Origin of the sequence: Paenalicyclobacillus ferrooxydans (assembly GCF_001399675.1) — a bacterium.
Classification (GTDB): domain Bacteria; phylum Bacillota; class Bacilli; order Alicyclobacillales; family Alicyclobacillaceae; genus Alicyclobacillus_B; species Alicyclobacillus_B ferrooxydans.
In genome coordinates this window covers 70,431-94,188 of record NZ_LJCO01000096.1, presented here as the reverse complement: position 1 = coordinate 94,188, position 23,758 = coordinate 70,431, and the positions used below count along the sequence as shown (strand labels likewise).

The window sequence follows — 23,758 nt, the reverse complement described above, 5'->3', positions numbered from 1 at the left end:
CCATGTTCTTGGTCCTCGACGTTGGGACGACGGGCGCACGAGCGCTGCTCATCGACACCTCGGGACGTATTCACGGTATGGCGTATCGCGAGTACAAAAACCGTTTTCTCGGCAAGGGCGCCATTGAGCAGGATGGGATGGCATGGTGGCAGGCTGTGACGGCAGTGGTCCGTCAGGTGCTCGCCCAAGGTGATGACGTTGCACGCGGTGATTCACGTAGTGTTTCACGCAGTATTGAAGCGGTTGCTGTCACTTCGCAACGCGCAACGGTTCTGCCCGTGAATGCTTCCGGAGAGTCGCTTGCGCCGGCGATTCTCTGGCAGGACAAACGGACACTCGGGGAGTGTCAGGGCATTGCAGAAGCTGTCGGTGAAGAGGCCGTTTACCAGACGACGGGCCTTCGGATTGATCCCTATTTTTCCCTTCCGAAAGTCCTTTGGTTTCAACACGAACATCCAGACATCTGGAAAAACACGTACACCTTTTTAACCGTCCACGACTGGATTGTTTATCAACTGACGGGGCGCTTTGCAACGGAGTGGACGCAGGCCTCAAGAACGCAACTGTTCGATGTCAGACAGCGGTCTTGGGCAACCAATTTGGCACAGGACCTGGGACTCGACTCTGTTCCGTTTCCAGATGTACACCCAACCGGCAGTGTTCTTCAGGGACTGTCCAAGCAGGCTGCTGAAATACTCGGCTTAAAAGCGGGAACACCGGTAGTGCTCGCCGGCGGGGATCAACAATGCGCTGCCATCGGACTGGGTGTGACTCGGCAGGGCCAGGTCAAGATTACAACGGGAACAGGGACATTCATTGTGTCTCCAGTAGACCATCCGGTCTTTGACAGCAAAAGGCGCGTCCTGTGCAGTGTGTCTGCTGTACCGAACCAATGGATTCTGGAAGCTGGCATTTTCACCACCGGTGCCGTTTTACGTTGGTGGCGTGATGAATTGGCGGATTGGGCCATAGCCGAAGGGGCGGAGAAAAACGCAGACCCGTACGATGTCATCACGAGCCTGGCTGGTACGGCTCCCCCGGGGAGCCAAGGCGCCTTATTGATTCCTCATTTTGCTGGCAGTGCTGCGCCTTATTGGAATGCCTCTGCACGAGGACTCTTGTTTGGACTCGGGCAGCACCATACCAAGGCAGACCTGGCCCGCGCCGTGCTGGAAGGCATTGCCCTTGAAACGAGCAAGAATCTCGCTTTGATGATGGGCTTGTTCAACGAGACAGGTGCTGAAGTTGGGGCAAACCCCGGGGCTGTCTGCAGCGATGTGGTAGATATGCTAGATGAGAAGCAAGGCAGCAGCAAACAGACGGTTCACGTCACCGGCGGAATGACCCGAAGCTGTCTGTTTAATCAGATTCAGGCTGACGTGTATGGCCGGCCTGTGACACCAGCTTCAACAGAACAGGCTACGGCCCTTGGCGCAGCGGTTCTGGCTGCTGTCGCGATCGGTGCGTATGAGGACCTGGATAGTGCAACAGCCGCCATGTGCAAAATGGATGAGGGGCGGACGGCGTATCCGGACGAGACCGTGCACGATCTCTATCAACACTTGCAGCATTTGCATCACCGTATCTACAGTGCCTTGGAAGCAGCAGGCGTGTACGGGACTTCTGGGAACCTGGAATCGAGTGAATTTTTGTAGTTCCTGGATGCGTTTTAAAATTCAAATCGAGGGGCAGTGACTCATGATGAGTGAGCGACTTCGAATCGACAATCCCATCAATCCGTATCAATGGAACGTGCAAGGAAAGGCCAATGAGCCGATTACGGTCGCAGGGTTACTCGACAAAGCACGCCACATTCTTGGAACGGAAATTGCACACATCCCCGTCACCTGGACCTTGGACGAGATCTTCAACCGACTGGAGGAGAACGCGCCGCGCATTGCGATTCTTGGCGGATCGTGGGATCACCCCGCACATATCATGGATTTGGGGACGGTGTTACGCGCGGCGGTGACCCTCTGGAATCAGGGGGCTGTTCCGTTCTACGCAGCAACGCCGGTGCTGTGCGATGGTACGGCGCAGAACACGATGGGGATGAGCTACTCGCTGCAGAGCCGAAACGCCATCGCGGAGATGGTCGTCAATCATCTGGAGGCCCAGAGCTATCACGGCGCATTTGTCATTCAAGGATGCGATAAACAGCCCCTCGGCGTTGTTTCCGGATTGGCCCAGTTGGATTACGTTCGCCGTCTACGCGGGGAGGCGCCAGTATGGGCATCCTTTGCGCCTGCCCATGTACTCAAAGGCGGCTCAATTCCAGAGAAGCTGCGAGCCGAACTCGAAGTGGTGGCAAAACGAGCAGAGGAACTTGGCCATAGTGATATCGCCGATGACCTGCGGGATACGATGTCCTATATCCTGCAGTGTTCTTCAAACACCGCGTTTCAAGGGGTATTCCTGCGCGCTGTGGCAGCCGGCGTGATTACGAAGGAGCAACATAAACTCTTCGAAAAAGTGCTCGCGGTGAACACATGTGACGCTGCTGGCGGCATCTGTGCATTCCATGGGACCGGGAACAGCTCCAGGGACCTGGTCGCCGGATTTGGCCTGGTTCACCCGGAGCTCGAGCTGCTGACAGAACCGCCCACACTCCAGCAGATTGAAACCGCGATCTCCGCCCTGATTGGCATCGTGAACAAACCGGAGTACAGCGTGGGTGAACTGGTGAAAGCCAACATTAAAAATGCCATCCGCATCCACAGTGCCGCTGGCGGGTCTACCAATTTGATGATGCACCTCGTATCGGCGATGGTCTATGCGGGCGAACCGTACACCTTATTTGACGTAGAGAAAGTGCATCAGGAACACCCGATTCCGGACTTGTTTGACTACAGCCTGACTGAGGGCCGGGACATTTACGCGTTGGCCTTGCAGTGCGGGGCAGGGCAGTCACGCGGCATGGAGACCCTGTTGTACGAACTGAATGAAAACGGTGTGCCTGTCGATCTCGATGCCCCGACGGTCACGGGCACCACATGGAGAGCGCGGATGGCAGACAAAAAGGGACTCTCTGCCCGGAATGTCACCCAAAACCCGATTATTCTATCCGAGCCGCGGCGCCCGTTCAGCGGGATCGACGTGCTGCGCGGGAACTTTTTTGACACCGCCATCGTGAAAATCAGCGGCATGACCACAGAACAGCTTGACGAGTTCGATGAGAAGCTCGCTGTCGTCATTTACTACAACAGTGAAGAAGAAGCCAATCAGAGCCTGCTCGACGTGGAATTGACTGATAAGTGGAAACGGGAGCGGATTGTTGATGAAAAGTTGCTGCGTCAAATCTGCCGCAAGAACGGAGCGACGGCAGATGCAGACGCTGACTACGATACCCTGTTCGACAAAATGGTGGCAGAGCAAATCTTGAAGGTTCTGATTGTGGTTGGCGGTCAGGGGCCGGAAGCGTTTGGAATGCCGGAGATGTTCACGCCGATGCAGCATATCAACGCCAATCATGCGCTGCAGAGAATGTCTGTCCTAATCAGCGACGGCAGGTATTCTGGCGTGACATACGGTGCCGCCATCGGGCATGTGACACCGGAGGCAATTGCGGGCGGGGGACTCCTGTACCTGCAGACGGGGGATGTCGTCCAGCTGAACTTCCGCGATAAAAACCTCGCGCTCCTCGACAGCAAGCTGCTTAGCGAAGGGAAAGTAGAGGCGGCCCAGGATGACTGGACCGAGAGTCGAACCGTGCTTGGTGAAACCCGCAAAGCCCGCTTGATTGAGCGGCGCAGACAGGTTGCCGCATCCAATCGGTTGGTGAACTGCACCGATGCCGCACACGGTGTTGTTCCGCAGAGCGTATGGGAAGAAGCCGTGTGGAATCAATCACATGCAAAAACCGGGGAGGCCCTGCACAGTGTACGATGAGACGAGAAAATCACTTGAAAAGCTAGGTTATCCAGGACGCGATGATATCCCGGTTGGGCCAAGTCAGAAACGGTTTTCCGACGGCGCGCAGGTCCGGGTTGAGATTCCGAGTTGTGAGGGGCCTGAGGTCCTCACTGCGATTCTCGAAGAGGCGGAACGACTCGATGTGCGCCTGCACCGGATCTCTCAAGGCAGCGGGATTATGCTGATGCCGGATGCCGAAATTCGCGAAATGGCAAAGCTCGGTGCTGAGGCGAATGTGGAGGTGAGCCTGTTCATCGGGCCACGCACCGGATGGTCTCCAAGTGCCTTGGCCAAGTCGGACACGGGTTCCATCGTCCAAGGGCGAAGTACAGGTGTGGAGCAATTGGTTCATGCGATTGAAGATGTCAAGCGCGCTTACGGTCTCGGGATTCGCAGTGTTCTCGTCACGGACTACGGCCTGCTTCGGGTATTGAATGAGATGCGCCAGACTGGTGACATCCCTCTGGATATGAAATACAAAGTGTCGGTGATGGCTGGCGTGACCAATCCCGCGGTTGCTCGCACGCTCGAGGAACTTGGCGCCAATACCATCAACGTTGCAACCGATTTATCGTTGGCACAGCTCAGCACCATCCGCTCTGTGACATCGGTTCCGATGGACATCTACGTTGAAGTTCCCGATAATGTCGGAGGTTTTGTGCGCTACTACGAGATCCCTGAATTCGTTCGCCTGACAGCACCTGTCTACATTAAATACGGTGTCAAAAACTCACCGGACATTTATCCGTCTGGCGAGCATCTGAAAGACCTCGCCGTCAAACTCGGTCGTGAGCGTGTCCGGCGTGCCCGAATCGGTCAAGAGTTCCTGGCCCGCTACTACCCAGAGGCCACGGTGAGCATGACTGCTCGTCGCTACGATGACCTCGCAGTGCCGGTGATCCGCTAGCCGTCACCGCAGACGTGGTAGCGTCGCAGAGCGTCACTCGTATTTGGAAGTCTGTTGGGCATAAAAAGGGACTGACCAGACTCCGTATGGCACGGGCTGGCAGTCCCTTTCTCTGTTCTGGGAGTAAAGGCAATCTTAACGCTGGTCCTTAACGCTGGTCGATTGAACCTACAACTCGTCGATTGGACCCACAATCGGATTGTGCAAGATGCCAATGGCATCAATCCGGATTTTGATGTCGTCTCCAGGTTGCAGCGTAAAATCATCTGGCGGCACCAAGCCAGTCCCGGTCATCAGAACCGTGCCGTCGGGAATGGGATTGTCGCGCCGAAGGTAGCCAATCAGTTCCTTAAAGGACCGCCGGAATTGCCCAAACGATACGACGTCTGAATACACGACGGTGCCGCCGCGTTCAATCTGTAACTGGATGTTCCACGATGCCGGATCGCTCACTTCATCCGAATTCCACAACAGTACCGGTCCAAAAGAACAACTTCTGTGGAAAACTTTGGCCTGAGGCAGGTACAGAGGGTTGTCACCTTCGATGTCCCGCGAGCTGAGATCATTGCCGACGGTCCACCCGACAATCTCTCCGCCTCTTGAGAGAACGAGTGAAAGCTCGGGTTCCGGGACCATCCACGTGGAATCACAACGCAACCCGAGTTCCTGCCCTGGAGGGACGACCCGCTGTGCTGTCGCCTTAAAGAACAGTTCGGGCCGTTCTGCCTCGTACACCCTGTCGTAGACACTGTCTGTGATTTTGGTTTCCGCATTTCGCGCGGCTCGACTGCGCTCATACGTGACGCCTGCTGCCCAAACCTCTTCAGAATGAACAGGAGGCAGCAGCAGGCCCTCCTCTTCGAGGGAAGCGAAGGACAGCGAGCTGCCCTGCAGGAACCGCTGTGCACCAGCATCAGGCGAGACACCAAGGGCACGGAAGGCATACCACATCGGCAGCGGATCAGTCCACTGGGGAACTTGACGCGTGACACTGTATACTTCGTCTCTTTCAACAATCCCGAGCTGTACTTGGCGACTCTGCGGGTCCAGATACCGGATGGTCTTCATTGAACTTCCTCCTTGGCGGGTGATGTACAGTGATGCGTTCCTCGATGGGCATGCAGACACCTCTGCAGCAGGTTATCCGTAGCAGCAGGTTATCCGTAATAGATGGCGCATGTCTTGATTTGGCTGTAGAAATCCAGTGCGGCTTGCCCTTGCTCACGGGTGTGGGAACTTGACATCTTCATGCCGCCAAATGGCGCCTGATACTCAACGCCGGCTGTTTCCTGATTAATGCGCACCATACCGGCCTGGGCTTCGTCGAGGAAGCGCAGGCCTTTGCGAATATCTCTTGTGAAGACAGCCGCTGAGAGCCCGTAGACCGTGTCGTTGCAGAGGGCAAGGGCTTCGTCAAAGTCCTGTGCAGGAAGCAGGGTTGCAACGGGGCCAAAGATCTCGTCTGTAACCAGCGGATGGGACTTGTCGACACCAGTCACGACAAGAGGCATTACATAGTGGCCAAGTGCTGGATCGACCTTCGCGACACCCTCGGCAACCTTCCTTGCGTCGCGGTTCGCCATTTGCACATACTTCATGACCGTTTCATGCTGGCTTAAAGATGCAACCGGCCCGAGGTAGCTGCTCGGGTCTGTCGCCTGGCTGATGTAGAGCTTTTGGACCTCGTCCTGCAAGGCTTCGGTGAAGGCTTCGTAAATTGATTGCTCGACAATAATCCGGCTTGTCGCCGTACATTTTTGTCCGGCTGAGCGGAACGCACCACTGAGTACTGCGGGAATCGTCAGGGATAAATCGGCATCGCCAAGCACGACTGCAGCGTTCTTTCCGCCCATCTCGGTCTGATAACGAATGTTTCGTTTGGCCGCCGTCGCCGCAACCTGCATTCCTGTCGCTGTCGATCCGGTGAAGCTGACCCCGTCAATCTCAATCTCTTCAAGAAGGGTATTGCCAATCACGCGGCCCTTACCGATGACCAGGTTCAGCACACCTGCAGGCAGGCCCGCTTGCTGGAATAGCTCTGCCACCTTGACCGCTGTGAGCGACGCGAACTCCGCAGGTTTCCATATCACGGTATTGCCGCAAATCAGGGCAGGTGCCATCTTCCAGATTGGAATGGCGACCGGGAAATTCCACGGTGTGATAATCGCCACGACGCCGAGGGGAACACGTTTGGTGTACTGCAAAACCTGACTGCTGCTAGCTGGAATTACGTCTCCGTTGGCACGTACCCCTTCAGCCGCGTAGTACTTGAGCAGGTTGACTGCCCGCATTACTTCGCCTTTCATCTCCGTGATGGGTTTACCCATTTCCGAACTCGCGACTTGTGCCAAATCATCGATGTGAGCCACGAACAACTCAGCAGTTTTGTACAAATAATTGGCCCGCTCGGTGCCTGTTAAGGCGGCCCACTTTGTAAGTGCATGGCGAGCCGCATCCCCCGCCTGGTGCATGTCGGATGCACTGGACAGATGCAGCACACCGACTGTGTCTTTCGTGTTCGACGGGTTGACGACGGTGATGGTCTCGCCACTTGGCGTCATCCACTCTCCATAAATCAAATTGCGTGAGTCCATAACAGAACCTCCCAAACTTTCTAAGCTGAAATTCAAAGCTGAATTAATGATAACTTCTGTATATTCTTTCTGTGTCCTGCCGCGAATTCACTCAGACAGTGGGCCCGATGCGGTATAGTGCAAAATCATCCATGCCGAGTGATTCCGAAACACACGGCACCCCGTTCACAACTCTGATCAGTTTCTCCAAAAGGCGCGGGACATCCAGCTCGTCTCTGAGTGGTCCGTCGAAGTCATCATAGAACTCGGCATATAAGCGTTCATCCAAGCACCACCTCAAGGTTGGCGCGAGCGGGCTGCCAAATGCGTGCGGTTTTCCTGTCAAATGGAGAATTACGTGCGCACCTGCCGCTGTAAGACCCGTTGTCGTTTCAAGCACATTTGACCCTGGTGCCATGGCCCAGACGGATTCTGAACTTGAGGAGCCGTGACTGACCGTTAACAATGCAGACGACAGACCCTCCGCCAGACTTTGGTGTGAAGAAGGCACGACGATGCGTGCACCGAGGTCGTGAAGCACACCGAGCAGCTGTTTCAGCAGGGAAGTCTGCTCAGCCGTGTCTTCATCAAATAGGAGACCCACCGTCAAATCGCGCCAACTCATCGGGGACCGCGATTGTGATTCTGCTCCCTGCCGCGCGTCTTGTACCCACTGCTCAACTTGTTCCTCTGCTTTCAGCGTGCCTCCCGACTCCTGAATCACCACAAGCTCGATTGGCTTTGCTGTCTGGCTTGAGATCTTGTTGAACAACTCCCGTGCAATCAACCCTTCACAACCTAAACTGACCATCATGCTGCCATAAACATTCGGGTGAAGCGCTAACTGACTGAAGATATGGCGCGTCTGGAGCAAGTCCGCACCGATTTGGGCGCATCCGTGCTGATGTTCAATGTACTTTAACTGCGGGTATCGCATTGCCACGTCAATCGCGACCTGGTTGGCGCACACGACCGCGGGCAGCGTGAACAAGTGGTTTCGAACCCCAAAGCTGCCATCTTTTCGGCGGAATCCCTGCAATGGCGTCATTCGTTTGGTTCCTCCTTGTGCAGGTCTCCACGGCCGCGCAGACTGTCTACATTGTGCACGTGAACATGCTCTCCGGCCGCGACGTCAACGGTTGCTTCACCAATGACTTCGCCGTATTTATGAATCGGGGATCCCTTTCGGATGGCAACCAGGGCAAACTTATGTCCAAATGGAATGTTGCTTTTCAGTGTTACTGACTGGATTGATTCGTTCCTCTGAATCTCTGTTCCCGCTGTTAAAGAATCAAGCGCTGTTGCCACGTTATCTGCGGGATGCATCTGAATCCACGTTCGCCGCTCCTCCACAACGTTCACCTCACTGATGAGCTCTCTCTGAATCCATCACGCCTTACCGACTGTAAGCGAGCTAAAAGTCGCACCAGATCTGACTAAAGTCTGCTGTCGATCCGTCTAAAAGCTGGCGCCAATCCGATAGATGCCAAACTCCCGATGCCCGAGTTTCTCTGCCTTGGTTTGATGCCCGTTCAGTACATCAAGCATGAAGTCAAACAGTCGTCCGCCGACCTCTACGACAGTCTCGTTCCCGTCAATGATGGTTCCGGCATTGATATCGATGTTGTCATTCATCTTGTCAAACGTCACCGTATTGGTCGCTACTTTAATCACGGGAACGATGGATGATCCGGTTGGCGTTCCCCGACCTGTTGTGAAAATGACGACTTGAGCGCCGCCAGCAACCATCCCAGTCAATTGCTCGATATCGTGTCCGGGCGTATCCATCACGACCAGTCCGTGTTTGGTTGGTCGTTCGCCGTATTCGATGACCTCCTGAATCGGAGCCGAGCCAGCTTTGTGAATGCAGCCGAGGCTCTTTTCCTCAATGGTGGTAATGCCTCCGGCGATATTTCCCGGTGCAGGTTGTGCGCCGCGGATATCAACGCCCATCTTCATTGCGTTTTTTTCGATGCGATCGACGATATACAGCAACTTGTCGCCGACCTCCTTGGAGACAGCCCGTTTTGCCAACAAGTGTTCAGCTCCGATGAGTTCTGTCGTCTCAGACAGGATGGATATACCGCCGTGACTGACCAAGATATCGGTTACGACACCGAGCGCTGGATTTGCAGAGATTCCTGAGCAGGCATCGGATCCGCCGCATTCTGTACCTAGAATCACGTCTGCCAGAGGGACCGGCTCTTGAAGGACGGAAGCACTGTCCTTAACAAACTGAGTTGCGGCGTTAACCCCTTTTTGCACGGCCTGTCTCATCCCCCCGGACGCGCGAAGCGTGATGAGTTCGACAGCTTTGCCAGCAGCAACTGCTGCATTGGCCAGTGCCTGCAGGTCATATGGCTCATGCCCCCAACTCAGGATGACGACGCCATACACATTGGGATGGGTTACAAATCCGTTGTACACGCGCAGGGTCTGAGTCAAATCATCCCCGGATTGATCAGTTCCATGTTGGTTTCGGAATGTCACCGCTTCTGGAACTTGCCGCACGATGGACTGAGCAATCTGGTTCATTTCATAGGAGACAGGAAAGACGAGTACGTGATTTCGCACACCTATTCTTCCATCGGAGCGTCTGTAACCTCGAATGTCCAAAGTCGGGCCTCCATTCATAAGCAGAATTTCAATTTTTAAGTAGCAAATAATGTGCCATGGCCAAACAAACCACATCACATAGCCAGGGATTCGTTGTGTTCCAAGTTGAAACACAGACGTTACAGTTTCGCATGACAAGTGAAACGAATTGTTGGCTTTGGCCGTGCTTCGACGTACGCGTGGCGGTGCACCATCGAGAACTCTTTCATCGCTGATATATCAGATTTCATATATCACGATGGAAAGTTACCCACCGCACATTCCTTTCCAGGGAGAGTTGGCATGAAACTTGCTGCCTTCATCTCAGGAAGCATGCTTTTGGCTTTGCCTGAGTCAGGTGGTTAAACCAGCTCATACAGGAAAGCACGGGGAGGTGGCACATGGTGGAAGGCTTGGCAGGCTGGGGGCGAGGAACGGAGCAGAGTTTCGCAGGGGATCACAACGGGTCACTCGGGACCATCCGGAGAGTGCACGTGCCCTCACTGCGAGATGTTGCTATCGAGTCGATTCGAGATGCAATCGTTTCGGGGCACTTAAGGTCTGGGCAGGCCCTGCGTGAGCGCGCACTGGCCGAGCAACTGGGTATCAGTACAACACCCATTAAGGAAGCGCTGCGGATTCTTGTACAACAAGGGCTGGTCATTACAGTCCCGCGTAAGGGAAACTTTGTTTCAACCCAGGTAGATTCCTTGTTGTCAGAAGTTTCAATGATTCGGGCTCAGCTGGAAGGGGCAGCAGCACGGTTGGCTGCGTTGAAGGCGACAGACGAAGACCTCGAGTTGCTTCAAGGTCAGCTCGCGGTGATGAAGAAGCTGACCCGCGACGACGTCCCTGATGCGAGAGCGCTATTCGAAGCGAACACGGCGTTTCATGAAACGGTCCGGGCAATCGCCCGCAACTCGATGATTACGCAGTTTTTGCAGACGGTCTCCGACCTCGACCGTGCGTTTCGAAAACGTGCCCTCGAGATGAATGGCGAGGTGCTTCTAGGGTTTAAGGAACATTCAGGGATTTATGAGGCGATTGCGGCTAAGGACCCGGACGTCGCAGAACTGGAGATGCGACGACACATCATGGAGACGGCTGGGCGGGTTTTGAACAAGGTTGATACTCCCATCAGATGACACTCCTATCAGATGATACTCCCATCAGATCGATCCGAACGGAGGGATTGCAGATGGAAAGCAAGAGTTGGCGCAGTCGGGAAGTCGTGGACGGGATTCATCGCGGGGGGCAGAGGGCGCTGCTCAAGTCCGCAGGCGTAAAAAAGTCGGACCTCCAGAAGCCGTTCATTGGTGTCGCGAATTCGTTTAATGCCATGCATGCGGGGCATGTCCACTTGAACGGTCTGACAGACTTGGTCTGCAAAGGGATTGAAGATGCTGGAGGATACCCGTTTGAGTTTGGGGTAATAGCGCTCTGTGACGGGATCGCTCAAGGGCACGACGGGATGTACTACGTTTTGCCAAGCAGGGAAGCGATTGCAGATTCGATTGAAATTGTCGCGCAAGCTCAACGACTCGACGGGCTCGTGATGCTCGGGAGTTGTGACAAAATTATCCCTGGAATGTTGATGGCCTTATGCCGGATCAATATTCCGGCCCTTCTTGTCACGGGGGGGCCGATGAAACCTGGGAAGTTCGATGGGGAGAGCAGGGCCATCTATGAAATTCGTGAAGCAGCAGGCAGGGTGCTTGCGGGAACGATGGACATGGCCGAATTTGAACGGATGGAGGACAACGTCACAAATGGTCCTGGTTCTTGCGCCATGATGGGCACCGCCAACAGTATGGCGATTGTGTCCGAAGTGATTGGTGCATCACTGCCGGGTTGTGCCACAGCCCACGCCGTGGAACAAAACAAAGCCTACATTGCGCGTCAAAGTGGCCTCAGAGTGGTCGAAATGGTCCGCGAAGACCTTAAACCGTCCGACATCATTACAGAACGTTCGTTCGAAAACGCAATGCGCGTTGCGATGGCTGTCGGGGGATCGACCAACACATTACTTCACATTCCAGCCGTCGCTCATGAACACGGGATTCGGCTGACCCCAGACGACTTTGAACAAATCAGTCGAACCACCCCGTTGCTCGTCAAGGCCAAACCATCCGGACGGCACACCTTATGGGATGTGGATCAGGCTGGCGGGGTATCGGCGATTGTGAAGGAACTGTCTACGTCGCTCCACATGGATGAAAAGACAGCCTACGGGACTACGTTGGCACAGTCCGTAGCGGACACAGTGAATCACAACAAGGACGTGATTCGTCCGATTGAGAACGCGTACGCAAGCGAGGGCAGCCTTGCGATTCTCAAAGGGACACTGGCGCCGGACGGATGTGTGGTGAAACAAGGGGCAGTCGTTCAGGAGATGCGCAAACAAACGGGGCCCGCCAAGGTTTTTGAGTGTCAGGAAGACGCGATTGAAGGAATGCGCCAGGGTCTCATACAGGCCGGAGACGTGGTTGTCATTCGTTACGAAGGCCCCAAGGGCGGGCCCGGGATGCGGGAGATGCTCACAGCCACCGCGGTATTGATGGGGATGGGACTTGGCGAGAGCGTCGCCCTCGTCACAGACGGCAGGTTCTCAGGATCAACGCACGGACCATGCATCGGTCACGTCTCGCCGGAGGCGGCCGCGGGCGGCCCGATTGCGTTCGTCAAGGACGGGGACTTGATTGAGCTAGACATTGAAAACCGTGCTCTGAATCTGCTGGTCGCACAGGATGAGCTTGAGCGTCGGAAAGAACACTGGACGCCAAAGCTGCCGAAAATCAGAACAGGTGTGCTCGAGCGATACGCTGCACTGGTGTCGTCAGCGGATGAGGGTGCAATACTCCGGGTTCCTCATTGAAATTGGGCGAAATGGGAGGAATGGCGAGGTTGATGAATAACAAGATGAAGAGAGTATGGGCGGATGGCGCATCCTGTTACAAGGTACTTGGTGCGTTTATCGGCTTTCCTTCCACTCCATTGGTGGAAATGTGCGCATATAACGGTCTCGATGTCGTTGTCATCGATAACGAGCACGGGCTTTTCTCTGATGAACAGGTTGAATACATGGTGATGGCAGCGGAAGCTGCCGGTATTACTCCGCTTGTCCGTGTGGTCTCAGCCGATCCGTTTCATGTTCTGAAAGCGCTCGACCGGGGGGCACATGGTGTTCATGTGCCTCAAATCGATTCGAAGTCTTTGGCAGAGCAGGTTGTCGAAGCAATCAAGTACCCTCCGCGAGGAAAACGCGGTGCTGCCTTCTCCATGCGGGCCGCCCGTTACGGCACCATACCAACGGATCAATATCTCGAAGAGGCAAATCGTGAAACCTTTGTCTGTATTCATATCGAAAGTATCAAGGCGGTGGAGAATCTGTCCGAGATTGCTTCTGTACGTGACATTGATGCCTGGTACATTGGCCCCACAGATTTATCCGTGTCGATGGGGTTGAAAGGAGATATCTATCACCCGGAATTGCTCGCTGCGGTCGATGTCATCAAAAGGGAAGCGCAGCGGGCAGGTGTGCGTCTCGGCATCCACGTGAAGGATGCTGTGGGGGCCAGGGACCGCTTCGAATGGGGAGCAAACTACGTATGCCTGACCGTGACGTCCCTCATCAACCGTGCCTTTCACGACTACAATACGCAGTCACGCCAGCTTTTTGAGCCCAGTTAGGACACAGGACAACGCCGACTAAATCAAAAACGCAAAGTAAATGCATGAGGAGGCGTCAGGCATGGTGAACTGGGGGCAGGCTCTGCGCACGATATCAGCCATTCCGGTAACACCGTTTGACAGACTGACCAAAGAGATTGACTGGGCAGGCGTGGAAGCGAATGTTGAATTCCTTATCCACAGCGGTATCAAGGTTGTGGTTGCGTGTGGGAATACGAGTGAGTTTTATGCGTTGACGTTAAAAGAAGCCAAGGCGGTAACTGAGCGGGTTGTTCAGGTTGCTGCCGGACGGGCACTCGTCATTGCTGGAGTGGGGTACAACGTGGAGACGGCGATTGAGTTAGGCAGACACGCCCTAAAGGTTGGAGCGGATGCAGTCCTCATTCATCAGCCTGTACACCCGTACGTGACTGATGACGGACTCGAATCTTACTACGAAACCGTGATGGAGGGGATTGGCGCACCCTCACTCGTTTATTTTAAGGACCCCGCCATCAGCGACGATGTTCTTGTTCGGATCAGTTCCCGGAGCGAACTCGTCGGTGTGAAGTACGCCGTCAACGACCTTCCAAGGTTTGCTTCCCTGGTAGGGAGGGTTCCGGCATCAAACGAAGTCGCGTGGATCTGTGGTACAGCTGAGAAATGGGCCCCATTCTTTTTTCACGCCGGAGCGGTTGGGTTCACATCCGGACTGGTGAATGTTTCACCTCGGCTATCACTGGCGATGCTATTCGCGCTGCAGAACAATCAGATGGAGACGGTATGGAAGATTTGGAGCCAAGTCGTGCCTTTTGAAAACCTGCGAGCCAAACACGCGAATGGCTACAACGTGCTGGTTGTCAAGGAAGCGATGAATCTGCTCGGACTACATGGTGGTGCAACAAGGCCGCCAGTTGGCGAACTGGCGGAAGGGGATGCACTTGTGCTTTCGAATATTTTGAAAGGCTGGTCAGTACTGTAGTCTGCTAGGTTTCTCGGTACTCTAGTCGGATTCATTTCATGATAAGAGAGGCGATATAAGTGGTGCAGGGCAAGTTTCAATCGAAAGGCACCTCCTATGGGGACCCGGGTTTCAGCATATTCTTGCGATCCGCCTTTTCAAGGCATCTCGGTTTCGACAACCAGGACTTGAAAAAGCCCATTATTGGCATCTGCAACACATACAGTGAGATTAATCGGTGCCACACACATTTTCCGGTTCTGGTCGAAGCCGTGAAACGGGGCGTGTTGATGGCCGGCGGGATCCCGCTGGAGTTTCCGACCATCTCGCTCGGAGAAGTGTTCACCAGCCCTACAGCAATGTTGTACCGAAATCTTGCTGCGATGGATACGGAGGAAATGATACGTGCGCAGCCGATTGACGGGGTTGTGTTATTAGCCGGATGTGATAAAACGACACCGGCGCAGTTAATGGGGGCTGCGAGTGCCGACATTCCGTCGATTATGCTCACTGGCGGTCCGATGCTCAATGGCGAGTACGAGGGGCGCACCTTGGGCGCGTGCACGGATTGCCGATGGTTCTGGCAGGAGCACCGTGCTGGCCGTGTCGATGAAGCTGAGTTGGAGGCCATTAACCTGGCGCTGGCGCCGAGTGCAGGTCACTGCATGGTGATGGGAAGCGCGAGCACCATGGCGGTCTGTGCAGAAGCCATGGGCATGATGCTCCCCGGGGCAGCAGCTATCCCAGCCCCTGATAATCGCCGTCTGCGGATTGCCGAAGAGACCGGTCGTCACATTGTTTCGTTGGTGGAACAAGGGCTTCGGCCTTCACAGATTATGACCGAGGAGGCTTTTGTGAACGGCATTCGGGCACTGCAGGCAGTTGGGGGCTCCACGAATGCCGTCATTCACCTGGTAGCGATTGCAGGGCGCCTGGGGATTCCTCTCCCGTTATCGCTGTTTCACGAATTGGGACAAAGTACACCGTTTTTAGCCAACCTCCGCCCTGCCGGTCAGTACCAGATGGAAGATTTCGCGAAAGCAGGCGGTGTACCCGCAGTGCTCCATGAACTCAAACCTCTGTTGCACCTTGACACCAGGACTGTAACCGGGAAAACGCTGGGAGAGAATCTGGACGGCTATCGGCGTCCGCAACATGAAAAGTACAAAGCAGTGATTGCCACTTTGGAAGAGCCCATTGCAGACACGGGTGGAATTGCGCTTCTGTCAGGGAATCTTGCACCCCGTGGTGCAGTCATCAAGCCCAAAGCGGCGTCGAAGGCCTTGCTGGTACATACCGGGAGGGCGGTGGTATTTGACAGCGTCGAAGATATGGAGCGCCGGATTGATGATGCTGATCTCGATGTTACGCCTTCGGATGTTTTGGTGTTGAGGAATGCAGGTCCCGTAGGAGCTCCGGGAATGCCTGAGGCAGGAATGATCCCAATTCCCAAAAAACTCTTGCAGCAGGGTGTCAATGACATGGTTCGAATCTCTGACTGTCGGATGAGTGGGACTGCATTTGGGACAGTCATTTTGCACGTAACTCCGGAGGCTGCTGTAGGCGGTCCTCTGGCACTGATTGAAAATGGCGACTTGATTAGCCTGGATGTACCCGCAGGCAGTCTGACGCTGGATGTGTCCGAGACCACCCTGGAAGCAAGGAGAAAAGCTTGGAAACGACCGCCGCATCACGAATCACGAGGTTACACGCGCTTGTATGAGGAGCATGTCTTGCAAGCGGATGAAGGTTGCGATTTTGATTTTCTGCGTTGTGCAGCAGTAGACAAGGAGGCGACAAAATGAGACTTGTCACACTGAAAAAGGGCGGAATGGAAGCCGCAGCAGTTCGCATTGGTGACCTGGTTGTGCCCGTATCGAAGATTAACGAGACCCTGAACCTGGATTTCCCACAATCCATATTCGATTTGGTTGTCGCAGGTAAGATAGCAGCGCTTTCGAATGTCGTTGCAGAACACGTCGATGCTCTCGCTGAGGAAGGATATTTTGTGTCGGAAGCAGAGTTTGGCCCACTATACAGATATCCGCGCAAAATTTGGGGCATCGGTCTGAACTACCGTGAACACGCTGGCGATTTAAACGCCGTATTACCGACGGAAGAACCCGCTAGTTTCATGAAGGCAGATACAACCATCATCGGCCCGAATGACGCCATCCTCTTGCCGCCTCAGTCATCGCGCGTCACTGCTGAAGCAGAAATTGCAGTGGTAATTGGCAAGGAGTGCAAGAACGTGAGTGTTGAGGAAGCCAGCAGCTATGTAGCTGGGTTTACCCCTGTCATTGACATGACCGCTGAAGATATTCTGCAGAAAAATCCACGTTATTTAACCCGGGCGAAGAACTTTGATACGTTTTTCAGCTTTGGCCCCGAGTTGTTGACACCAGACGAACTCCCGACTCTCGAGGACATCTCGGTTGGTACGTATTTAAACCACGCCTTGCATCGTGAGAATGTGGTGTCGAACATGACCTTCCTGCCTCTGTTTTTGGTTGCCTTTCATTCTCAGGTAATGACTCTCCTGCCCGGTGACATTATCTCCACGGGCACGCCTGGCGCAGTCGTTATTCGGGACGGAGATATCGCAGAGTGTCGGATTGATGGTTTTCTCCCACTCACGAACCCAGTGGGCCGGGCGTAAGGAGCATCTCCGATGAACAACATCGAGTCTTTGCTCAGCGGAGTCGGAATGGTTCCGAACGTAACCGGCCGCTTCCCAAACGAACTCGTTAAGGGAGAGCTGCGAACAAACCGGATTGTTGTCCTGCGGCTGACCAAGAAAACTGACGGGAACGCGGCTGGGCTTGGGATGGCTGATGTGACCACAAGCAGGGTCAACGAGTATATCTGGGTTTCTGATGCACTCCTGAAAGATGTTCAGGCAATCGAAGAGCTGGAAGTCGCTGGAGATCCGCTACTGTTTCAGTTTGACTCTACAGGGATGTTAATGGATCTCGACAGTTAGCTTTCTGTCCATTTGTCAACAATACGGCACTCTGGTGGTTCATAATCTTGGGAATTGCGATACAATTTTAACGGAAGGGAGATGACCTATGAAGATTGTCTTGGTAGCACCGTACAAGGAGATGGTACAGGATGCGCAGGAAGTTTGTCGCATGTACGGGGAGCTGATTGACATTGTAGTAGGGACAATGGCTGCTGGTCTTCGTGAAGGTAAGCGTGCCGTTGAAGAAGGTGCGGGAGTCTTGATTAGTCGCGGAGGCACATGGACCATGCTGTCTGAGGCACTCTCCGTTCCAGTGGTTGAAATTGCCGTCACTCCCTATGATGTCCTGAGAGCGTTGCAAAAGGCTCGTAAATACGGAAACAAGATAGGCGTTGCTGGGTTTGCCAATGTGATTAACTCCATGTCCGAATGGAGCAACATGCTGAACGTCGATGTGGTTCCGATTGAGATCCATGATGATACGGAACAGACCCGTCGACGTGTGCACGAAGCCTTAGATCAAGTTCAAGTAGACTGTTTGATTGGTGATCTGACCACCGTTGAATACGCAAAGGAAATTGGGATCCGTTGTGTTTTGATAGAGTCCGGAAAAGAAGCGATCTGGGATGCAATTCAAGAAGCCAAGCGGATTATGGCAGCCAGAATGGCGGACCGAAAGACGTTTGACTCACTCAATTCAGCTTTAAACAGTGTGCGTGAAGGTTTACTGGTTCTTGAGGATGGAACCATTCAGTTTGTCAACCAAGTTGTGCTGAAAATCATCGGCCGTGACGAGTGTGTAGGACTGCCGGCTCGGAAGTGTTTGCCTGCGGCCTTGGTCAGGTTTCTTCTTGAGGAGTCCGGAGAAAACAGCTCTGATATTATTCAAATCGGCAGTAAGTTGTGGTACACACAGAAAAATTACTCGCTAGACAGGAACAACTGTTTTGTCACATTCCATGCGGTTGAAAATATTGAGTCCATTGAACGGCATGTGCGCAGGCGTCTTTCTGAGGGTGGGCACGAAGCACGGTACGTGTTCGATGACCTGTATGGGCAGTCGGTCAAAATGCGAAAAATGATCGCCAAGGCAATCAACTTTGCACAGACCGATTCTTCGGTCTTGATTGTCGGGGAAACCGGGACAGGGAAAGAGGTTCTTGCACAGTCGATTCACAATGCAAGCGGGAGAGTGAACGGGCCTTTTGTGGCTGCCAACTGTGCTGCCTTCTCAGAGCAGTTGTTGGAAAGTGAGTTGTTTGGATACGCCGAGGGCGCTTTCACCGGGGCGAAACGCGGAGGCAAGCCGGGCCTGTTTGAGTTGGCTCATGGCGGGACAATCTTTCTCGATGAAATTGGAGAAACCACGTTGCATGTCCAACAACGGTTGTTGCGCGTATTACAGGAGCGCAGAGTAATGCGCATCGGCGGTGAGCGTGTGATTCCCGTTGACGTGCGTGTCATTGCGGCGACGAATCAACCCTTGTGGCAATTTGTTCGTGAGGGAAAGTTTCGACAAGACCTATTCTTTCGGCTGGATGTCTTGCGGATCAACACAATCCCCCTGCGTCAGAGACTGGAGGATATTCCAGAGTTGGTCGAACGGCTGCTTTACCAGTCCTGGTATAAACGCAAAGGAGTTGGCGTTAGGCCTCGCTTTGACCCGGCAGTGCTCCCTCATTTACAGGCTTATCACTGGCCGGGAAATGTGCGAGAGGTGCAAAACATGGTTGAGTATCTGTTAGCCATCCATACGCACGGTTGCATTGGCCACAATGAGATCGATGAGTGGTTCTCGCACAAGGCCTTGATTGACTTCGACGACAAGAACGAAGAGGCCTCGCCTGCTGCGGCTCACTCTCATTTGAACTCTGAATCTCTGGGGCTGTTGATAGGAAAGAGCATGGAGGAAATCGAACGATGGGCCATCGAAAAAACCCTGAAAGAAACGGATGGCGACATGACAAAAGCCGCTGCTGTGTTAGGTGTATCCAGAACGACGTTGTGGCGCAAGGTAAAGCAGTGGGAAGATGTCATGGCATGACGTAACTGCATGATGTAACCGCATGATGTAGTTAAGAAGGGGCTGCCTGTTGGCAGCCCTTTTCGACGGTAAAGGCAGGCACTCTATTTGGCTGAAACCCCTGTACCTGTGTTGGCCAGTGTTCCTTTGTGCTGTTCAATCTTAACCAGAAGGATTGAAATCGAAGCGATGACGAGGACGATGGTCAGGAAGATCATCCCGGAATACATGCTCCCTCCTGTGCTCTGGATGAGGTACCCAACGATAAACGGACCGAAGAATCCTCCAAGATTGCCGATGCCGTTGATGAGTCCCATTGCACCGCCGAGTGTCTCGTTTGGCAGAATGAGCGGCGGCATCGCCCAAAACACGCCGTTATAAGCAAACATGAACCCTTCGGCGAGGATCACGAAGATCAGGGCCCAGATGGCGTGGCCCTGGCCAAACAGTGTCGAGACGTATAAACAGACTGCACCCAAAAAGACGACGACGGCCGCGTGTTTCTTGCGTTCACCGGTCTTATCCGAGTGATTTGAATTTACGTACAATCCTATCAGAGCTGCAACCCAAGGCAGCGCGGACAAAAATCCTGTACCTACATTGCCACTGTGCGCGATGGACTTGACGAGTGTCGGTAACCACAGGCTGAAGCCGTAAAAACCGATTTGCATTAAGAAATAGAAAAGTACCAAGACCCAAACCCGGCCATCACTGAATGCCTTCTTGTAGCTCGATTCTTCCGCACCGACACCTTCGCGGTCTTTTTCCAAACTGGTAAGGATATAATTCCGTTCCTCCTCAGACAACCACTTCGCCTGATTCGGTTCGTCGTCCATGAAAACCCACCATATTAGTGCCCAGACCCACGGGAAAGCGCCTTCAATAAAGAACAAATAACGCCAGTTGGATACATGTAGAATCCAACCGGAGAGGGGGGACATGATGATGGATGCCAACGGGATACACATCATCCAGTACGAGTTGGCTCGTGCCCGTTCATTCAGCGGAAACCACTTCGCAAGCAGTACAAGCGTCGCGGGCCAAACGCCGCCTTCACACACACCGAGCAGAAAACGAAGTGTCAAGAGTTCACCAAGGTTTTGAACGAAGCCGGTACAAAAGGCAACAATACCCCAGATGATGAGGGTCCAAAAGACAAATTTCTTGGCGCTCATTCGCGAAGCAATGTGTCCACCTGGAATCTGCAGAAACAAGTAGCCAACGAAGAAGAGCCCTCCGACCAAACCAGAGATCGTTGCACCAAATCCCAAAGCCTTTTCCATTCCCGAGTACGCAAAGCTGACGTTGTTCCGGTCGATGAAAGCAATGGTGTACATGAGGAGCGCCACCGGAATAATGCGCACCCACCGTTTTGAAGGAATTGCTGCTGCTCCTGCTGACATGGTTTCTTCACCCTCTTTACAAAAATTTGAAGAGACGAGGTTCAGATGTTGGAAAGTTGCAAGAAGTTTACCAGCCCATTGCTCCTGTACGAGGCTGATCACGGTAGGCCCTGCCATGCACTTCACCAACAAGATGTATTTCGCGTCTTCGCAAACAAACACTCGCAAAATGCGTGCCACGACTTAATGTTGTGTAAATACGGAATTTACGAAAAATTAGTGTTCCAACTTGGAACACAGCTGTTTCAAAGTGTTTTGGTGAGCAGTAACAGATGTGACAGTTCTGCTCCAAATCTGATAACTGGAGTTCAGCTCCTTGTTGGCACGGATCTTGCATCTGATTTTCATAGGAGTCATGGGTCACGGCAGGCAAGAAAAACTGACAGGGGGATAAACATGAGCGTAATTCAACAACTGCTGCAAGATGTTCCGTTACCCCGGATGGTGCGTGTGAAGCAGACATTCCCCAGGCCTGTTGTCGGGAATATCGATGAGGCGATTGTCCAGTCGTTTATGCAGGAAAACGGGAAGATTCCCTGGCCGACCGGTGGTGAAGTGGCGGTTGTGGTCGGCAGCCGTGGTATTGCAGACATCAACCAGATTACCCGAGCTGTTGTGCGTCAGCTGAAACAGTACGGTCTCAAGCCGTTCATTGTTCCCGGGATGGGCAGTCACGGTGGGGCGACAGCAGAAGGCCAAAAGGAAGTGCTAGAAAGCCTTGGGGTTACAGAGGAGTCCATTGAAGCACCCATCCGATCCTCCATGGAAGTCGTACAAATTGGGACTTTGGAAAATGGACTGCCTGTGTACATGGACAAGTTTGCCCATCAGGCAGCTGGAATCGTGGTGGTAAATCGGATCAAACCGCATACCGCCTTTCGAGGTACGTACGAAAGCGGCATCGTCAAGATGATTGCCATCGGCCTCGGTAAACAAAAGGGAGCGGAGGCATGCCACAAGTTAGGCTTTGGCCACATGGCGAAGCATATCGTTGAGGCAGCTGAAGTCGCCATTGCAACCAACAAGATTTTGTGCGGGGTTGCAGTCCTTGAGAATGCGTACGATCACGTTGCGCAAATCGAGGTCTTACCGGCGAGCGAGATCATCGCCCGCGAACCAGCGCTCCTCGAACAAGCAAAAAGCTCTATGCCGCGCATCCTGGTTGATGAAATTGATGTTCTTGTAGTCGACGAGATAGGTAAGGACATCAGCGGGGATGGGATGGATCCGAATATCACAGGGCGTTACGCAACACCGTTTGCAACTGGGGGCCCAAACATAAAGAGAATCACCGTTCGGAGATTGACGGAACGCACACATGGAAATGCAAACGGACTCGGTGTTGCAGATACCACCACAAAACGGGTCTTTGATGCCATAGATTTTTCTAAAACATACCCCAACGCACTCACATCAACGGTGATCGAACCTGTAAAGCTGCCGATGGTGCTGGACAACGATAAACTGGCCATTCAGGCGGCCATTAAGACAAGCAATGTCCTACACGACGAGGATATTCGCCTCGTCCATATCCAGTCTACTCTTTCCCTGGAAGAGATTCGGGTGTCAGAGTCCCTGCTTCCGTTACTTTTGGGGAGAGACGACGTGGAGGTTCTGTCCTCACCTGAAACGTGGCCGTTTGATGAAAATGGTGAGCTTGATACTCATGAACTCTGGAGTGAGTGAGTACTGGAGAAGTGATTGGACGGCTACTTTGGAATTAGGGGGCCAAGCGCATGAAAGCGTATGTCTGGACGAATCCCAGTGAAATTCAGATACGGGAAATTCCGGACCCAACAGCAACAACTGAAGAAGTTGTGGTCAGAGTGCATTATGCCGGTATCTGCGGGTCAGACCTCTCGGGATATCTTGGAGAAAATTCCTTGCGAAAGCCCCCACTCATTATGGGCCATGAATTTACCGGGACTATCATCGCTAAAGATGACAGCGCTCAGGAGCGGGAAATCGGCGAGTTGGTTACCGTAAATCCGCTTTTGGCATGCGGTGTGTGCGAAGCATGCAGACGCGGCTTTCCGCAGTATTGTCCGTTCCGAGAAATCATCGGCATTCATCGTCCTGGTGCGTTTGCAGAGTTTGTTACCGTTCCTGCGTCCGCGTGTCTGCCCGTCTCAAATGAACAAAGCGGGTCACTCACGGAACCGCTGGCATGCAGCATTCGGGCAGCGCGTCAGGCCGGGGTGCAATCCGGTGACGCCGTTGCGGTCTTTGGCGCGGGGATCATTGGTTTATTCAGCGTATGGGCAGCTCGGTTTATGGGAGCCCGAACGGTAGTGCTCGTCGATACCAATCAAGCGAGACTGAAACTGGGCACTGCATTTGGTGCAACGAACTTGGTCGACGTGCACAATGGGGCGGTGTTGGAACAAATTACGGATGCTGCTGGCGGATACGTGCAGCGGGCCATCGATGCGGTGGGTCTCAGCGAGACGAGAGCACAGACGATACAAGTTGTGCAACCGGGTGGAACTGCGGCATGGATAGGCCTGCATGAAGAAGAGAGTGTAGTCCCGGCAAACTTGATTGTCCGCAAGGAAGTAAACACGGTCGGCTCATTCTGTTACGCGGAAGATGACTTTCAGACGGCACATCGGACCATCGAGAAAGGGCACATCGAATTAGACAACGCTTGGCTGTCCATTCGACCTGCCAAGGACATTCAGAGGTCTTTTGATGAACAAATTCACGGGCCTGCAACGTATCCCAAAATTCTGCTCTCTCTCATGAATTAG

19 protein-coding genes are annotated in these 23,758 nt (G+C 53.6%); 13 read left to right on the top strand and 6 right to left on the bottom strand.

Going from position 1 to position 23,758, the window contains the following annotated elements; translation table 11 throughout:
* Nucleotides 1-2: 2 nt before the first annotated feature.
* The 3 genes from AN477_RS21140 to AN477_RS21130 are packed head-to-tail and all read left to right on the top strand — an operon-like array spanning nt 3 to nt 4,819.
* Complete coding sequence (locus AN477_RS21140) at nt 3-1,655, top strand: FGGY-family carbohydrate kinase (RefSeq protein WP_054971167.1); 1,653 nt, start codon at nt 3-5, stop codon at nt 1,653-1,655.
* Between the two features lie 46 nt (nt 1,656-1,701).
* Complete coding sequence (locus AN477_RS21135) at nt 1,702-3,888, top strand: dihydroxy-acid dehydratase domain-containing protein (protein WP_083486556.1); 2,187 nt, start codon at nt 1,702-1,704, stop codon at nt 3,886-3,888.
* Nucleotides 3,878-4,819 carry a U32 family peptidase gene (locus AN477_RS21130; protein ID WP_211266047.1) on the top strand — a complete coding sequence of 314 codons (942 nt, stop codon included), beginning with the start codon at nt 3,878-3,880 and terminating at the stop codon, nt 4,817-4,819. Before AN477_RS21135 ends, AN477_RS21130 begins: the two co-directional genes overlap by 11 nt.
* A gap of 168 nt (nt 4,820-4,987) precedes the next feature.
* On the opposite strand, the gene AN477_RS21125 is transcribed toward AN477_RS21130, so the two are convergent.
* From AN477_RS21125 to AN477_RS21105, 5 genes are all read right to left on the bottom strand, one after another.
* Entirely contained in the window at nt 4,988-5,887 is a 900-nt protein-coding gene (locus AN477_RS21125) for a fumarylacetoacetate hydrolase family protein (protein WP_054971164.1), read from the bottom strand.
* An 89-nt stretch (nt 5,888-5,976) separates the two neighbouring features.
* Nucleotides 5,977-7,413, bottom strand: coding sequence for an aldehyde dehydrogenase family protein (locus tag AN477_RS21120; RefSeq protein WP_054971163.1), 1,437 nt, complete (start codon nt 7,411-7,413; stop codon nt 5,977-5,979).
* A gap of 91 nt (nt 7,414-7,504) precedes the next feature.
* On the bottom strand, nt 7,505-8,440 hold the full coding sequence (locus AN477_RS21115) for a UxaA family hydrolase (protein ID WP_054971162.1): 936 nt from the start codon (nt 8,438-8,440) through the stop codon (nt 7,505-7,507).
* Nucleotides 8,437-8,745 (bottom strand): UxaA family hydrolase, encoded by a 309-nt coding sequence (locus tag AN477_RS21110; protein WP_342668583.1) that lies wholly within the window; start codon nt 8,743-8,745, stop codon nt 8,437-8,439. Before AN477_RS21110 ends, AN477_RS21115 begins: the two co-directional genes overlap by 4 nt.
* 105 nt (nt 8,746-8,850) lie before the next feature.
* Complete coding sequence (locus AN477_RS21105) at nt 8,851-10,026, bottom strand: UxaA family hydrolase (protein WP_083486555.1); 1,176 nt, start codon at nt 10,024-10,026, stop codon at nt 8,851-8,853.
* A 362-nt stretch (nt 10,027-10,388) separates the two neighbouring features.
* On the opposite strand from AN477_RS21105, the gene AN477_RS21100 reads away from it, so the two are divergent.
* From AN477_RS21100 to AN477_RS21065, 8 genes are all read left to right on the top strand, one after another.
* Complete coding sequence (locus AN477_RS21100) at nt 10,389-11,132, top strand: GntR family transcriptional regulator (protein WP_054971160.1); 744 nt, start codon at nt 10,389-10,391, stop codon at nt 11,130-11,132.
* Nucleotides 11,133-11,185: 53 nt separating this feature from the next.
* Nucleotides 11,186-12,862: a dihydroxy-acid dehydratase gene (gene ilvD, locus AN477_RS21095; RefSeq protein ID WP_054971159.1), complete on the top strand. Its 1,677-nt coding sequence runs from the start codon at nt 11,186-11,188 to the stop codon at nt 12,860-12,862.
* Between the two features lie 32 nt (nt 12,863-12,894).
* Nucleotides 12,895-13,677, top strand: a complete 783-nt coding sequence (locus AN477_RS21090) for an HpcH/HpaI aldolase family protein (protein ID WP_054971283.1) — start codon at nt 12,895-12,897, stop codon at nt 13,675-13,677.
* A 61-nt stretch (nt 13,678-13,738) separates the two neighbouring features.
* Nucleotides 13,739-14,638, top strand: coding sequence for a dihydrodipicolinate synthase family protein (locus AN477_RS21085; protein WP_169787936.1), 900 nt, complete (start codon nt 13,739-13,741; stop codon nt 14,636-14,638).
* Nucleotides 14,639-14,697: 59 nt separating this feature from the next.
* Entirely contained in the window at nt 14,698-16,422 is a 1,725-nt protein-coding gene (locus AN477_RS21080; RefSeq protein ID WP_245631919.1) for an IlvD/Edd family dehydratase, read from the top strand.
* A complete protein-coding gene (locus AN477_RS21075; RefSeq protein ID WP_054971158.1) occupies nt 16,419-17,276 on the top strand; it encodes a fumarylacetoacetate hydrolase family protein in 858 nt (285 codons plus the stop codon). The genes AN477_RS21080 and AN477_RS21075 overlap by 4 nt, the downstream gene beginning before the upstream one ends.
* Before the next feature lie 12 nt (nt 17,277-17,288).
* Entirely contained in the window at nt 17,289-17,600 is a 312-nt protein-coding gene (locus tag AN477_RS21070) for a hypothetical protein (RefSeq protein ID WP_054971157.1), read from the top strand.
* An 88-nt stretch (nt 17,601-17,688) separates the two neighbouring features.
* Nucleotides 17,689-19,626: a sigma 54-interacting transcriptional regulator gene (locus AN477_RS21065; RefSeq protein WP_054971156.1), complete on the top strand. Its 1,938-nt coding sequence runs from the start codon at nt 17,689-17,691 to the stop codon at nt 19,624-19,626.
* 83 nt (nt 19,627-19,709) lie between these two features.
* Here AN477_RS21065 and AN477_RS21060 read toward each other — a convergent pair whose 3' ends face one another.
* Nucleotides 19,710-21,008, bottom strand: coding sequence for an MFS transporter (locus AN477_RS21060; protein WP_054971280.1), 1,299 nt, complete (start codon nt 21,006-21,008; stop codon nt 19,710-19,712).
* A 396-nt stretch (nt 21,009-21,404) separates the two neighbouring features.
* On the opposite strand from AN477_RS21060, the gene AN477_RS21055 reads away from it, so the two are divergent.
* Both AN477_RS21055 and AN477_RS21050 read left to right on the top strand, forming a co-directional pair.
* On the top strand, nt 21,405-22,694 hold the full coding sequence (locus AN477_RS21055) for a nickel pincer cofactor-dependent isomerase, group 22 (RefSeq protein WP_054971155.1): 1,290 nt from the start codon (nt 21,405-21,407) through the stop codon (nt 22,692-22,694).
* A 50-nt stretch (nt 22,695-22,744) separates the two neighbouring features.
* Entirely contained in the window at nt 22,745-23,758 is a 1,014-nt protein-coding gene (locus tag AN477_RS21050) for a zinc-dependent alcohol dehydrogenase (protein WP_054971154.1), read from the top strand.

Coding starts and splice junctions, on each gene's coding strand:
- AN477_RS21140 (WP_054971167.1), top strand. CDS start 3: ATGTTCTTGGTCCTCGACGTTGGGACGACGGGCGCACGAGCGCTGCTC.
- AN477_RS21135 (WP_083486556.1), top strand. CDS start 1,702: ATGAGTGAGCGACTTCGAATCGACAATCCCATCAATCCGTATCAATGG.
- AN477_RS21125 (WP_054971164.1), bottom strand. CDS start 5,887: ATGAAGACCATCCGGTATCTGGACCCGCAGAGTCGCCAAGTACAGCTC.
- AN477_RS21120 (WP_054971163.1), bottom strand. CDS start 7,413: ATGGACTCACGCAATTTGATTTATGGAGAGTGGATGACGCCAAGTGGC.
- AN477_RS21115 (WP_054971162.1), bottom strand. CDS start 8,440: ATGACGCCATTGCAGGGATTCCGCCGAAAAGATGGCAGCTTTGGGGTT.
- AN477_RS21105 (WP_083486555.1), bottom strand. CDS start 10,026: ATGAATGGAGGCCCGACTTTGGACATTCGAGGTTACAGACGCTCCGAT.
- AN477_RS21100 (WP_054971160.1), top strand. CDS start 10,389: ATGGTGGAAGGCTTGGCAGGCTGGGGGCGAGGAACGGAGCAGAGTTTC.
- ilvD (WP_054971159.1), top strand. CDS start 11,186: ATGGAAAGCAAGAGTTGGCGCAGTCGGGAAGTCGTGGACGGGATTCAT.
- AN477_RS21090 (WP_054971283.1), top strand. CDS start 12,895: ATGAATAACAAGATGAAGAGAGTATGGGCGGATGGCGCATCCTGTTAC.
- AN477_RS21085 (WP_169787936.1), top strand. CDS start 13,739: ATGGTGAACTGGGGGCAGGCTCTGCGCACGATATCAGCCATTCCGGTA.
- AN477_RS21075 (WP_054971158.1), top strand. CDS start 16,419: ATGAGACTTGTCACACTGAAAAAGGGCGGAATGGAAGCCGCAGCAGTT.
- AN477_RS21070 (WP_054971157.1), top strand. CDS start 17,289: ATGAACAACATCGAGTCTTTGCTCAGCGGAGTCGGAATGGTTCCGAAC.
- AN477_RS21065 (WP_054971156.1), top strand. CDS start 17,689: ATGAAGATTGTCTTGGTAGCACCGTACAAGGAGATGGTACAGGATGCG.
- AN477_RS21060 (WP_054971280.1), bottom strand. CDS start 21,008: ATGTCAGCAGGAGCAGCAGCAATTCCTTCAAAACGGTGGGTGCGCATT.
- AN477_RS21055 (WP_054971155.1), top strand. CDS start 21,405: ATGAGCGTAATTCAACAACTGCTGCAAGATGTTCCGTTACCCCGGATG.
- AN477_RS21050 (WP_054971154.1), top strand. CDS start 22,745: ATGAAAGCGTATGTCTGGACGAATCCCAGTGAAATTCAGATACGGGAA.